Origin of the sequence: Schlesneria paludicola DSM 18645, assembly GCF_000255655.1 — a bacterium.
GTDB lineage: Bacteria > Planctomycetota > Planctomycetia > Planctomycetales > Planctomycetaceae > Schlesneria > Schlesneria paludicola.
This window is the reverse complement of sequence record NZ_JH636434.1, coordinates 525,291-538,678: the sequence shown is the minus strand read 5'-3', so window position 1 is coordinate 538,678 and position 13,388 is coordinate 525,291. Positions and strand designations below refer to the sequence as shown.

Sequence of the window (13,388 nt, the reverse complement as noted above, 5' to 3'; positions counted from 1 at the left end):
CACCAAGACGTCGTGGGACGTCTTGTCCCGTGCATGATACGAGGTGACGGGTGACGACGCCAACACGAAGCCACAGACGCCAAATCAATTGGTCCGTCTCGAATCTCAACGCCCGCGCGATTTCCCCAAAACCTTCAATTGGACGGTGTGCGACCTCGTTGTGTCCGCATCACCCGCATTTGCGTGCCTCCGTCGATCGTCGCTGGCCGCTTCAGCAACACAGAATTCTGCGAGCAATTTCGAGAATCGGGTCGACCGAGATCACGTCTGATACTCAAGTGAAACGCAGTTCAACACTTGTGAAATATTGATCCAACGCGGGTGACGCTTGGTTCGCCTTGATGAGGCGTGATTTTCGACAACAGGGTGTCGGAGCAATTTCGACGACCCGCGCGCTGCTAGTTAACCGGGAATTGGAGTCTGGGCAACTATATTACTTGCGTCAGTTATGCGGGATTTGACGAATCTGATGATGCGCAGGTGGCAGGCAAAATGCAGGACCGTTTCCGTCACCTCTTCGATTTTGCGGTGAACTTGAAGCGCAAGCGATTCCTAAAGCGAACGTCAGACGTGTTGCCCATGTGGTCTTAAGAAAGCGGAACTTCGTTTTTTGTTGCGTCCCGCACGATTCGAAAACCGATCAGGTTCAACCGCTGTTGTGGCGGCTGCTGTAGTCGCTCCGTCGTCCGCAAAGACCTGGCTTCGTAGGCCCAGCAACCTCCGCGGACAACTCGGTTGACGCCTTGCACGCCCCCGCGTGGATCACGTTCCAATGTTCTGATCTCCGTCGAGTACGGTGCGAACCAGTCCGCGCACCACTCCATGACATTTCCCGCCATGTCCAGAATCCCAAACGGACTGCAGTCATCTTTGGTGGTCCCCACAGGTGCAGACGCCCCCCCATGTCCAACCGTTCGTCCGAACACGGCGCTCGCCGCTGTTGGTGGCTCGTTCCCCCATGGGTATTCGCGCCCGTCTGATCCGCGCGCAGCAAATTCCCATTCCGCCTCCGTCGGTAGTCGACCACCTGCCCAGCGGCAATAAGCGACGGCATCCTCATAACTAACTCCCACTGCTGGCTGATCATCACCGTAAAACAGTGCCGATCCCATCAGATGCTGGTTGTAGAACTCCTGAGGCCGATGGCCCGTCGTTGCGACGAAACTTCGGTACATGGAGTTTGTAATATGCGTTCGAGACATCCAGAACGAGCTGACTTCGGCCGGATGGGGCGGCGATTCGTTTGAATAGGCGTCACTGCCCATCATGAACGGCCCGCCAGAGACAAACATCAACATCGCGCCATCAATCGGATTGACCTGCGTGCGGAACGTCGCAGGATCGGACCTCACCGCGAGACCCAATGAGGGCGTTCGGGACGACAAACTTGTAACGGAAACGGGCTCGTTGGGGATTGGATTCGCCCGAGAATCGTTCAAGACCGCGGTGATCGGGGTACCTTTACAGATGGGATGGGGGCGGCCCGCAGCATCGTGGACCACGGCATCGAGATTGGCGCCGTAACAGTGAAGCATCGTGGCGTGGATATCCCACGGTCCGACGGGCGATGAGGCCGGATAGGCACCGATTCTATCCGATGAACCGTAGATAAATCCCGATTGAATTCCGCCTCCCGCAAGCAGAATTGAATTGCAGCCAGCCCAGTGATCGCGTCCCGCCAGTTCATTGATTTTTGGCGTTCGACCAAATTCCCCCGCAGCGATCACCATCGTCTGGTCGAGCAGCCCCCGTTCGTGCAGGTCGAGCAAAAGAGATGACAGACAAGAATCGAGTCGAGGCAACAGGGTCCCTTTGCACTGGTTGAAATTGTCATAGTGTGTATCGAGTCCCCCGTCCCCTTTGTTGCGCCAATTGACTTGAACGATGGGGACGCCTGCTTCGACAAGCCTGCGCGCGACTAGAAGATTCTGTCCAAACGGATTGCGTCCGTACGCTTCGCGACACGCGATCGTTTCCCGGCTCACGTCGAACGCCGCGGACAGCTTGTTGGCGGCAAGCATCTCGAACGCGCGCGATTGAATTGACGAGAATTGCTGTGCCGGTTTCATTTCGGACAACCGAGAGAATTCGTCGAATTGCTCAACTAAAGTCCGCCGCTGCGCGAAGCGAGCCAGACTGGATTCCCCACGCAATGTGAACTCGGGAACGGCGAAGTGAGGATGATTGGCGTCCTGAGGCAGCAGAAATGGCGCACGACTGCGATCAAGGAATCCTGCGGTCTGCCCAATTCCGCCGGACGTAATTCCTCCTCCAATGACAAACCCCGGCACCGGGTTCTGAGGCGGACAAATTTGTTCCAACACGACGCCGTAGTTGGGGTAGTCGGCGGTCGTGGGGCGTGCATTGGTATTGGGCTGCGGATGCGGCCAACCGGTCATCAATGAATAGAACGCGGATTCGTGCGCGTTGTCTTCATGTGTCACCGAGCGGATGACGGTATAGAGGTGAGCCAAGCGTGCCAGCTTGGGCAGATATTCACAAATTCGAAATCCGTCGAGCGATGTTGCGATCGATTGAAACTCGCCCCGAATCTCGGACGGTGCGGTATCCTTAAGGTCGAATGTGTCTTGATGTGGGGGGCCACCAAACAGCGAAACGAAGATGATCGACTTCGCTTTGCCGACCCGCGCGCTGCGACCGTTGGCCAACGAGTTCGAACCAAACGCTCCGGTGGGCAACGTCAACCCGGGGAGGCAAATCACGCCCGCAGCAATTTGCTGAAGCATCGCCCGACGGAGTGGGTTTGGTGAGCCATCCGTCGAAATTGGGAATTTCGAAATACGCGACTGACTCATAAGTTCTCTCAACGCGATGCCCCACGAACTTTGCCGACTCGACTAGCGTAGCGATGAAACTCGAGGAAGCGAAAGTCACAAGCTCCGTAAGATTTCCGTCGCGGCTCGCTCAGGCATGAATGACGTCCATGCGGCAGGCCATTCCACTTCCGGGGCGCGCCGAGCAGTTCGATCCCGAATCGACGTTTGGATGCCTTTCCATTCTGTGGGCCATCAACGGGGGGAACGACCGGATGAGGGATGCTCACTTGATCTACGCTTTTGCGAATCGACCCGCCATTGGCACTCGCAATGGGCAGAAGGAAGCAAAGCAGCCGATTCGGACGGACGGGAGAGTCAACGACACGATATGAATTCGGCATTCGCGGTTTTGCGACTTGACGTCTTATGCCTCATCGAAGTCATTCTGACGTTCGTACGAGGGCTTGCTCGTCACTGAATCAATCAGAAATAGAGTTGGCATCTGACTCAGAAGAGATCGTTCTTATTTGATCTCAAATCCTTCTGTACGTTCAAGAGAACGGGCGACGCATACATCGCGTGTTGCCAATCGAATGCCAGCCGCACAAATTGATTGAGATACCAATTGAAGCCGATGTCCGTCATTGCTGCGGAATCTATCAAGTCGTGAGGACTCGACAATCCTGCGGTGAACGCTTGGCTTCCCAGCACACGAATCACAATCTCCCAATTATCGAGTCGGATGGGGGATTGTCAAACCGTAGCGATTACCCGGAATTGCCAGTTGCAGAGACTTTCCCATGCAATGGCAACGCCTCCGTTCGATCCTGATCAAATTGCTTGGGCACTGAACGGTACCGGGGAAATGGAGAAATTTAAGACTTCATTCACGAACAAACCAGACGGCCCCCAATAGCACGACATCGAACTCACTCCTTGCCGGTGGTCGTCACGCGCCGAAGCTCCAAAACAGCGTCGGCAGTGGGTAGCGTGAACGCAGTTGGACGAGGCTTTCCGGTCCATTGCTTTTCCTTCCAGGTGCCAACCACACAGGAAACGTTCAGGTTGTTGCCGTCGAGCTCGTAAATTCCCAAGACATCGCCGCCGCTCTTCTGCGCATCAATTGAACGGTGATCCCAAATTTTCGGTTTGGCTGTCGGATCAATGTCGTAAGTGCCGGCCCAGAGTTCGTGGTCTTTCTTGTCCAGCGCGGCATAAGTCCCGTCCTTGCGAAAGACCAACTTCTCCGCGTCCTTCGTCACACCCGTCGGCTGTGCAGTGACGATCCTCCACGTCCCGACGAATGACTCCAAAGCTTGCTCAACCGCTTTCCCTTGGGAATCGTCGCATTTGGGTTCATCACCCAAAAGACACAGACCGAAGAGGGGCAGGACAATTAGCGAGAACAGAGATTTCATGTTGCGGCTTTCAGAAAGTCGAAGTGGTAGCTGTTCACAGGCCGGGAACTGGCTCATTTTCCCGCGGCAAACGGAAGGGTCGCTCTGATCAATGCACTGCGGAATCCAATGAACCCGGGAAATTGTGCCTCTCCCTCTCTCTTCGAGCCGTGAAAGGCGTCCGAAACGGCTGAAACTAGACGCCGTCGACGATTAATCCGCGATAGACTGCTCCATGAAATCGGTGCTTCGCGGCTTCCTGATAGGCGGGGCTGTCGTACCATTCGCGGGCTTCTTCGAGCGTCGGAAACTCGGCGATGACGACCCCTTCCACATCCGGCCCCTCGAGTGTCTGATGGCGACCGTAAGCGGCCAGCACTTTGAGCGAATAGCCCTGCATCGTCGATTGCACCTTGCTCCAGTAGGCCTCAAGCTCCGATTGATTGAGTGTTTTCTCTCGCATGAACACGATGTAAGCGGACATTCTTTGATCCTTGGAAAATGGGACTATCGCAATCCACCGGACGCGAGGATGTGTTCGCCGGTCAGCCAATACGAATCGTCTGAGGCCATGAAAACGACGATCTTGCCGATGTCGATGGGTGTGCCAATTCGCCCCAGGGGCGTCATACTGACAAGCTGTTTCTCAATGTTGTTGCCGAGTCCATACAACCCGGCAGCACGTGTGCCCTCGCTGAGAGTGGCACCGGGATTGACAGAGTTCACCCGAATTTTTCGCGGAGCCAGCTCCTTCGCCAAGACGCCCGTCACGGCATCAAGTCCGGCCTTCGTAGCAGAGTAGATCGAATAACCAGCCGGATAGGATGTTGATGCCCCGGAGCCAATGTTGATGATGCTTCCACCATTGGGACCGAAGTCGTTGAGCGATTCCTTAATCACCAGCAACGGCCCGAGGACATTCACATTCATTTCTCGATGGAACTCGTCTTCCGTGAGTTCGTGAATCGGCATAACTCCGTAGACCCCGGCGTTATTGACCAGGATGTCGAGCGGTCCGACAGCAATTCGCATTTGATGGAAGAGATGCACGACATCGGCGGCCTTCGCGATGTCTCCTTGAATCGCCACGGCGCGACCGCCTGCTGCCGTGATCTCGCGAACGACGGAATCCGCGCCCTCCTGATCGGTCGCGTAGTTCACGACAACCGATGCTCCGGCTGACGCCAGCTCCTTGGCAATCCCCGCACCAATTCCCTTGGATGCTCCCGTGACGAGAGCTGTTTTCCCTTGAAGATTCGACATGTTTTGTCCTCCTGCCTCTTAGACACCTCAGGAAGGGGACTGTGACAAACGACCTCGGAATTTGTTGATTTCCGAATTGATTAATTAAGGTGCAGAGTCGTGCTGAAATCGCGTTGCTCGAGAGTCTGCCGCAGCCACTGAATCTGGTCTTTTGGTTCCAGGAACGGGTGTTCACGGAAGAGTGTGGCATACTGCAAATCGACGATATCGTCGATTTGTCGAACCGTATCGCTAGCGGCGTCACGGATTCGCCGAAGATGACCGGAAACAAATTGCAGGTGATTGGGATCAACATGGCCCGCGTCTATGAAGCCCTTGGTCTTCTTCGGGCAACGACAGGGGTTGTTCGCATTCACCAGACCGCACTGATTGTTCATGAACTGGTACAGGTCACGGCGAGCGCGGGAAAGGCTTTGCCGAAAATTGTCGGGGGACATCTCCATAATCTCGCTGCCAACGGTATCACTTGCCCCGAAAATTTCGCCGAGTGTGAAGATCAGCCGTTGCTTGCGGTCAAGGCAAAGCAGCATCCCCGACGTGCAAGAGATTTTCGCTTCTTCGACCATCAGTGGCAGGTCGACCGGAATGGCGTTCGGATCAGGAAGATTCAGGTCGGGGGTACCATTAATCGCAGCTGCATAGCTAGAGAACGTCTGAGTTTCCGACTCACCACCCCGGCGTTTCATATTCAGCACATGGTTGGCCGTGATCCGGTAGAGCCAGGTGCGGAACTGACTGTCACCTTGAAATGAACTGAGCCGGGTGACGGCTTTGATCAGTACTTCTTGCGTGACTTCTTCGGCATCCTGTGGATGGAAAACCATCCGAATGGCAATATTGTAAATCCAAGCCTGATGACGGAGAACCACTCTTTCAAGGGCGTCCCGGCTTCCATTTTTCGCCTGCTCGATCAGTTCGCGATCGTTCGACTCGTCAACGATCTCAGTAAAGGGATTGTGCATCGCCAAGTTCCTCGTGTTCGGCATCTGAATCTACCTCATCAGACATTATCCGACACCTTAGACACACACGACGGACGAGTGTGACAACGGCCGCCGTATCTCCCACGTTCAATGCTCAAACTCCGACTGCAACGAAAGTTGCAAGCAGATATACAGATGAATCTTACGTCATGTTTTTGGCCAGAATGGCAGCTTCGGTTTTTATGAAAAAGAGTTGGAAGTGGATCGTACGGATGAGTCGTGAATTCTGAGACGTCAGAACAGTCTGTTGAAGTATCGAGGACTGGCTCCCGCCAGATAAAAAACGTCAAGGTGTCCGCCCCCTCATTTCAACAGGCAGCCAAGCGAATGGGTGTCGATCAGAAGCGTTCGCCAGCCCTTCGCGCTGTGCGGATTGTCTGGCGATCTTGATTGACACCACCATTCCTGCTCCTATAGTTTCCTTGGAAACTATAGGAGCAGGAATGGCCAGACAAAACAGCACAAGCCATTTGGATGACCACGCGGGATACTGGCTACGGTACGTCTCGAATCACGTATCGCATGCCTTCGCGCGGAAAGTTGAGGCTCGAGGTGTCACTGTCGCGGAATGGGTTCTGGTGCGGCAGATGTTCGAGATTGGAATAGCCAATCCTAGCCAACTTGCCGATGCGGTAGGCATGACGCGAGGAGCGGTTTCTAAGCTGATCGAGCGTCTTTGCCGCAAGGATCTGGTTGTACGCTCAACTTCAGAGAACGATCGGCGTTATCAGACTGTGGAGCTTACGGCATTCGGGAAAAATCTCGTCCCCACTCTAGCCCAACTCGCGGATGAGAATGATCGAGAGTTTTTCGGGCATTTGAAGACTCAGGAAAAAACATGGCTGATCGGCCTGCTCCAAGACATGGTGCGGTTGCACGGATGGAAAGATTTGCCTGTGGACTGATTTTGTTCGACGCGGCATTTCACAGCCAGTTGCAGTCACGGGGACTGGCTCCGACCAGATCAATAAAAATGCCACGACATCGTGAATGCCAAAGTGCCCGTCTCCTGACTTCAACCGACGATTAAGGAAAACGAATGAATCAAGCAGCGAAACAAACAATCATCGAATGCTCGCAGGCTTCCGCTGAAGGACGCATTCATTTTGGCGAAGTCGTCTCCGCACTGATTCAAGCGGGAGTGGAGTCCTACTACGTGGACTATCGAGCCTGCCGGACGACGTATTACTTTCCCTGTGGCGACACGCTGACGCTGGACAATTCTGCGTCAGAAGCCGAAATCGGAGAGTCCTTTGACGGCGCTGCGATTCAGGCAGCCATCCGTGGCGCCCAGCAAGGAACCGTGATGTATCCAGAATTTAAGCGTCTGTCACAAAAGGCAGGATGCGCCTCCTATGCCGTGTGGATCGCGGGAAAGCACGTGGCCTACTACGGTCGCAGAGGAGAGACTCATGTCGAACGCTTCCCCAGCTAGAGCCGGATTGTACAGCAGGTATCAGATGACTGAAAACGAAGTTTCAGCGGGGCGACTCATCGGCAGGCCTGCCGTTATCGGACTGACAAAGGGCGATACGACGACACAAGAAGTCTTGATCCGCCTGCGCTGTGGTTAACTCTAAGGCTTCCTGCCAGGCACGCTTCGCGGCTGCGTTCTGGCCGAGGCGGAAATGTAGCTCCCCGATCACCGTGTACCAGCCGGGATAGTTCGCGGGAACGTTTTCCGGCGGAACAGCGGCCAGGCGTTCGAGGCCGGATTGGGGTCCATGCAGATACGCTTCGGCGACGGCGCGATTGAGCGAGTGCAGCGGTGACGGAGCAATCCGTTCGAGCGTGTCGTACAGTTCGGCAATGCGTCGCCAATCGGTCTGGGCGAAGGACGTCGCGCGGCAGTGCTCCCATGCGATGCCAGCTTCGACATGATAGCGCGTGAGACCGTCGCCCGATGCGGACCTGGCGAGCCAGTCCATTCCTTCACGCACATCACTCCAATTCCAGGTCGAGCGATCCTGCTCTTCAAGCAGAACAATGGCACCGTCGAGCGCAACGCGAGCATTGAGACGAGCCATATGGAAGCACATCAGAGCCAGCAAGGCATGGACTGCCGGGATGTCGCCAACGGGATGAGCGGCGAGCATTCGCCCCAGTCGACGGCCTTCGTCGCACAGGTCGCGGCGGATCGGCTTGTCGCCGTGTGTGACGTAACAACCTTGGCTGAACAGGAGATAGACGACCACGAGCACTGTTTCCAGCCGAGACGAAAGTTGTGGGGCAGCCGGTGTGTCAAAATCCACGTCCAAATCACAAAGTCGATTTCGTGCCCGCTCAATCCGCTTCTGAACATTGGCCTCGGTTGTGAGCAACGCCCGGGCGATCTCCGCCGTACTGAAGCCGCAGAGTGTCCGTAGAGCGATCGCGACGCGGGATTCAACCGGTACGGCTTCGTGACAGCAGACGAAAAGCAGTCGAAGAGGTTCGTCGCCAATCTCGTCGGCGAAATGTGTTTGAAGTTGCGGCCCTTCCCGCTCGGCCTCGTCGGCCAGACGCGACAATACTTGGACATGGATTCGCTCTCGCCGCAGGGCGTCAATTGCCAGGTTGCGCGCAGTGCGATAGAGCCACCCGGCCGGGTCTTCCGGCACACCGCGGCGCGACCAGGTTTCGAGAGCTTGCGCGAGCGCTGCTTGAACGACGTCTTCGACGAGTTCAAGCCGGCGCACGCCGAGCGATCGAGTTAGCACAGCGACGATCCGGCCGAACTCGTGGCGAAAAAAGTGCTCCACCAATGGGCGCGGCTCACTCATGCATATCCTGCATATTCACGAATTTCGATTGTGTGGCCAGGAGGACACTCGCGGGCGATCGCCACGGCTTCATCGTAGTCGTTGGCCTGGACGATCGTGAAGCTGACGATGACTTCCTTGGCTTCAATATAGGGACCGTCGGACACGACTCCCGCCTTCACGACTCGCCCCGCAGGCTTCAACCCATCGCCACCGGGCACAATCGCCGACGCGAACTTTTGCATCCATGCGTACCAGGCCGCCTGCAAAGCCTGCATTTCCTCGGGAGACGGTTGAGCTTGTGGTTCCGTAGATTCGCGATAGATGAACAGGAATTTCGCCATGATGGTGCTCCAGACATTTTCTTATACGAGGCAGAAGCCTGTCCCCCACCTCTCGTGAATATAACGAACGAGGTTTGACCGTTCGGACACAGGAATTGGAAAAAAATTGACGTGTCCGATGCGATATCCGTAGCGAATCCGAATCATGCGATCCAATCAAGCGATTACGTGCTGAACCGCGATTGTAGACGCTGCTGCAGAGGTGGCGGCCTGGATGGTGCGCGAAATGAAAAGGAATCTTGTTCTTGAGCACTTTAGAATTCGGGAGTCATCGACGGGAACGACGATTCGAATGACCTCTCCCGGCAATCGTGATTTCATCGCTTTCGACGGACTTCGGGTGACTAATGTTCGTCACCATCAGTTCGAAGAGCGGGCGACAGGCCCATTTTCCCCGTTCATAGGATTCAGGCGCATTAAAGTAAGTCTTCTGACGACCGCTGTGAAACGAGCCAGCGACCGCGCTGTGAACCGTTCCAATGCATCTCGCGAGGCACTCGGCCCCGCAGTTTCTGCCGAAGTCCGCAAGTGATTGTCGGACTGATTTGATTGTGTTGCATGTGCTTCGTTTAGCACCAGAGCGGTTCAAATTGATCCGTCACAACATGAACTCCGATAGATCGCCGGTGACGCGTGCTCGCTGCCAGGGCGACAGTCAGGTTTCGTTCACATCTACGGAAGGATCGAAGTGACTTCTTGCGTCAACTTGCGTCTGATGACGTTCCGATTTGGCTGTCTCGTTCTATTTGTTTTCCTGAGCGCCGTGTCCTTCGTTGATGCGGATGAAACGAAAGACTTCGGCGACCATTTTGAGAAACTCTGGGCTCCCACGGACAACAAGTGGGTCAGCTACGGGCAAGGCGACACGCGGGCCGGCAACCAGTCGGTGAACAGCGGCGGCCAGATGATGACGCCCCTCTGGCAAAACGAATCGTCGCTGCTCTTCGGCGATTTTCGTGGACGGACGAACGATCACAGTGGCATCGAAGGGAATCTGGGGGTCGGCTACCGCCGTATCACTTCGACCGGATGGATCGTCGGTGGATCCGCATTTTACGACATCCGCCGGTCGAATTATGGAAACACTTTTCAGCAGGCGACACTCGGAATCGAGGCAATGTCGCTCGCCTGGGATGCGCGATTCAACGGATACATCCCCGATGGCAAAGCCTACACGATGGCCAGCGGAGTGGGCGTCGGGCCCGCAACGCCGGTCCTCAACGGCAATCAACTCGCATTGGCCTACTCCGGTGCATTGATCGAACGATCCTACTTCGGTTTCGACGGAGAAGTCGGTTACCTGCTGGCGAGCAGCACGTCCGGGAACGCGGAACTGCGCGGATTCGTGGGAGGCTACAATTTCGCCACGACGGATTCACGGTTCCCCAATATTGTTGGGCCCAGAGTTCGCCTGGAAAGTCGCCTGTACGACCTGGACTGGCTCCTTGGCAATGGATCTCGTCTCGTACTGGGATTCGAATACCAATACGACCAGGTTCGTAATAGCCAGTACATTGGCCTGGCTCAGGTACGAATTCCGCTTGGGAGATCGAATCGAGTACTCTCGCGTCTTGAGCGCCGCATGCTCGACACAGTGGTACGCGATGTCGATGTCGTTTCGCATGCAGACGTCGTGAATACGAACCAGGTTTCATACGAAGCGGCCGAGATCCAATCGCCGATTGATGGTCGCTGGGAGCAAGTCGGTCCCATCGCACAGGCGAACGCCTCGAGCAATTTGTCGCAAATCGTGAATCACCTCGGTCCCTCCAGTACGGTCTTCGTGGATGGAAGTGGTGGACCGCTGGACGTGACGACCCCAATCGTCATGAATGACTCGCAGCGATTGTTTGGGGGAGGTGAATCGCTGCAACTTCGAGGGGCAACGACCCATGAAGAGGTGAACTATCTCGTTCCAGGCTCGCAGCCGACGCTCGTAGCGGCAAACTCGACGACGAATGTCATCATCGTCAACAACAATAACTGGATCTCGGGAATCAATATTCTGGGCGGCGACAATGCGATTTCCTCCGCAACAGCGCCGACCCCGACTGGATACGCGGCGGTCGATCGTCTCGCCATTCAGAACACAACAATCAGCGGTGCCAATACGGGCGTGGCTGTGGGCGATCTCACGACGTCGCTGATTGAACAGGTGGATTCCTCGAACAACACGAACTTTGGATTTTCGACGGGTGGTCTGACAAGTTCCATGATCCGTGAGAACGCGGCGAGCAACAACGTTGTCGGCTTCTTCACAAATGGCACGGTCTCTGAGGATTCGGTCATCTACGGCAATGTTGCGAGTGGGAACTCGTCGCATGGATACCAGTTCACCGGTGATTTTAACGGGCAATTTGTCGGAAACATCGCCTACGAAAACAGCGGCGCCGGACTGGATTTTTCGGACGCGTCGGTGAACTCAACGGCGGTCTTTGCAAACAACTTCGCGGTCGCGAACTACGGCACAGGGTTCACGTTTGGAACGGTCGCTGGTGAGGTGATCGAGAACCTTGCGTATGGAAATGGCTACGATTCGAATGGGGCTCCCAACTTGAACGGTGGAAATGGCTTTGAGATCAATACTCTGACCGGAACATTCTCTGGCAACATCTCAGGCTACAACTCCGCGGCTGGCATCCGCGTGGAAACGATTGGTTCAACTGGACTGTTCGATCAAAATGTTTCAGCCCTCAACCAAGGCGATGGGATCTTCGGCATCGCGATGGCGGGCACTTTCACCAACAATATCTCCAGCGACAACGGGCTTTCAGGGATCGGGTTTGTCGGGACGGTCAGCGGTTTGGTAAGCGACAATCAGTCGAGTTACAACCAATCGCGAGGGTTCTACTTGGACACACTGACGTCGACCGCCGTCGTGCAAAACAACCGCTCCGACCACAACGACATTGGATTTGAAAGCGTCTCGGCGAATGACGGCCTGTTTACTGGCAACGTTGCCGCGCATAACACGGGCGCAGGAATGCTTTGGTTGTCACCGCTGACGGGAACGGCCAGCGACAATCGGTCATTCGGCAATGGCTCCGACGGATACCAATTGATGCAAGGAATTGCCGCGTCAGGAACTTTCAGTGGAAATCGAGCCACTCGCAATGATGCCAGTGGCTACTACATCACAACTGTGGATGGAACCGTTTCCGGCAACACGGCCAATCGAAATGGCCTGGAAGGATTCTACCTGGGCAGCGTCAACTCGAGCGGGATCGTCGATGGAAACGTAGCGAAGCACAACGGGCAGAATGGTTTCTATGGTTCGTTCATGGATGGGCAATTTACCAACAATATCGCACGAAACAACGATTGGTCGGGCATCAGCTTCATCAACAGTGTTGGTGGCCTGATCGAAAACAACATCGCTCGAGACAATCTTGGACACGGCTTTTACCTGAACAGTTTGACCTCATCGGCGATCGTCCGAGACAACACGGCCACGCGCAACGCGACCGGCTTCACGGGCGTGGCGTTCAATGGCTTCAATCAAAATGCAGGCCTGATCACCGGCAATACAGCAAATAGCAATGTCGGGACCGGCTTCTATTGGACCGAGGCTCTCACGGGAACGATGAGCGACAATACGGCAACGAGCAACGGAACGGATGGGTTCAACTTGACCAACGGAATTGGAAGCACCGGCCAGTTCAACGACAATACGTCGAACAATAACTCAGGCGAGGGATACGCCATCGGGTCCAATTCGGGATCGGCGGCGGGAAACACCGGGTCAGGAAACATCGGTGGATCGAACCAGTACCCGTAACTCACTTCGATCAAGAACGACGTGCGTCGCAGCAGGGTGACATTGCGTGACACCTCCACGGTCCGGGGACGAAACGAGTGAGTGACGATTGTCGCGTTTGGATGA

At 55.4% G+C, this 13,388-nt stretch carries 10 protein-coding genes; 3 read left to right on the top strand and 7 right to left on the bottom strand.

Translation table 11 applies throughout. The features are described 5' to 3' along the window. Positions 1–587: 587 nt before the first annotated feature. The 5 genes from OSO_RS47360 to OSO_RS0102665 form a co-directional block, all read right to left on the bottom strand. Entirely contained in the window at positions 588–2,816 is a 2,229-nt protein-coding gene (locus tag OSO_RS47360) for a DUF1501 domain-containing protein (RefSeq protein WP_010582018.1), read from the bottom strand. Between the two features lie 890 nt (positions 2,817–3,706). Next, a complete protein-coding gene (locus OSO_RS0102680; RefSeq protein ID WP_040591830.1) occupies positions 3,707–4,195 on the bottom strand; it encodes a TIGR03067 domain-containing protein in 489 nt (162 codons plus the stop codon). A gap of 175 nt (positions 4,196–4,370) precedes the next feature. Beyond that, a complete protein-coding gene (locus OSO_RS0102675) occupies positions 4,371–4,658 on the bottom strand; it encodes a DUF1330 domain-containing protein (RefSeq protein WP_010582014.1) in 288 nt (95 codons plus the stop codon). 23 nt (positions 4,659–4,681) lie between these two features. Beyond that, positions 4,682–5,437: an SDR family NAD(P)-dependent oxidoreductase gene (locus OSO_RS0102670; protein ID WP_010582013.1), complete on the bottom strand. Its 756-nt coding sequence runs from the start codon at positions 5,435–5,437 to the stop codon at positions 4,682–4,684. Between the two features lie 80 nt (positions 5,438–5,517). Next, a complete protein-coding gene (locus tag OSO_RS0102665) occupies positions 5,518–6,399 on the bottom strand; it encodes an RNA polymerase sigma factor (RefSeq protein WP_010582012.1) in 882 nt (293 codons plus the stop codon). A gap of 464 nt (positions 6,400–6,863) precedes the next feature. On the opposite strand from OSO_RS0102665, the gene OSO_RS0102660 reads away from it, so the two are divergent. Both OSO_RS0102660 and OSO_RS0102655 read left to right on the top strand, forming a co-directional pair. Then, positions 6,864–7,325 (top strand): MarR family winged helix-turn-helix transcriptional regulator, encoded by a 462-nt coding sequence (locus OSO_RS0102660; RefSeq protein WP_010582011.1) that lies wholly within the window; start codon positions 6,864–6,866, stop codon positions 7,323–7,325. A 134-nt stretch (positions 7,326–7,459) separates the two neighbouring features. Continuing rightward, positions 7,460–7,855: a DUF1398 family protein gene (locus OSO_RS0102655; RefSeq protein ID WP_010582010.1), complete on the top strand. Its 396-nt coding sequence runs from the start codon at positions 7,460–7,462 to the stop codon at positions 7,853–7,855. A 43-nt stretch (positions 7,856–7,898) separates the two neighbouring features. On the opposite strand, the gene OSO_RS0102650 is transcribed toward OSO_RS0102655, so the two are convergent. Together OSO_RS0102650 and OSO_RS0102645 are read right to left on the bottom strand one after the other, a co-directional pair. Beyond that, positions 7,899–9,182, bottom strand: a complete 1,284-nt coding sequence (locus OSO_RS0102650; protein ID WP_010582009.1) for an RNA polymerase sigma factor — start codon at positions 9,180–9,182, stop codon at positions 7,899–7,901. Next, positions 9,179–9,505: a YciI family protein gene (locus tag OSO_RS0102645; RefSeq protein ID WP_010582008.1), complete on the bottom strand. Its 327-nt coding sequence runs from the start codon at positions 9,503–9,505 to the stop codon at positions 9,179–9,181. Before OSO_RS0102645 ends, OSO_RS0102650 begins: the two co-directional genes overlap by 4 nt. Positions 9,506–10,193: 688 nt before the next feature. Here OSO_RS0102645 and OSO_RS0102635 point away from each other — a divergent pair. Next, positions 10,194–13,283 carry a right-handed parallel beta-helix repeat-containing protein gene (locus OSO_RS0102635; RefSeq protein WP_010582006.1) on the top strand — a complete coding sequence of 1,030 codons (3,090 nt, stop codon included), beginning with the start codon at positions 10,194–10,196 and terminating at the stop codon, positions 13,281–13,283. The last annotated feature ends 105 nt before the right edge of the window (positions 13,284–13,388 follow it).

Excerpts from the sequence above, each read along its gene's own strand:
- OSO_RS0102660 (WP_010582011.1), top strand. The coding sequence starts at position 6,864 with ATGGCCAGACAAAACAGCACAAGCCATTTGGATGACCACGCGGGATAC.
- OSO_RS0102645 (WP_010582008.1), bottom strand. The coding sequence starts at position 9,505 with ATGGCGAAATTCCTGTTCATCTATCGCGAATCTACGGAACCACAAGCT.
- OSO_RS47360 (WP_010582018.1), bottom strand. The coding sequence starts at position 2,816 with ATGAGTCAGTCGCGTATTTCGAAATTCCCAATTTCGACGGATGGCTCA.
- OSO_RS0102650 (WP_010582009.1), bottom strand. The coding sequence starts at position 9,182 with ATGAGTGAGCCGCGCCCATTGGTGGAGCACTTTTTTCGCCACGAGTTC.
- OSO_RS0102655 (WP_010582010.1), top strand. The coding sequence starts at position 7,460 with ATGAATCAAGCAGCGAAACAAACAATCATCGAATGCTCGCAGGCTTCC.
- OSO_RS0102675 (WP_010582014.1), bottom strand. The coding sequence starts at position 4,658 with ATGTCCGCTTACATCGTGTTCATGCGAGAGAAAACACTCAATCAATCG.
- OSO_RS0102670 (WP_010582013.1), bottom strand. The coding sequence starts at position 5,437 with ATGTCGAATCTTCAAGGGAAAACAGCTCTCGTCACGGGAGCATCCAAG.
- OSO_RS0102665 (WP_010582012.1), bottom strand. The coding sequence starts at position 6,399 with ATGCACAATCCCTTTACTGAGATCGTTGACGAGTCGAACGATCGCGAA.
- OSO_RS0102680 (WP_040591830.1), bottom strand. The coding sequence starts at position 4,195 with ATGAAATCTCTGTTCTCGCTAATTGTCCTGCCCCTCTTCGGTCTGTGT.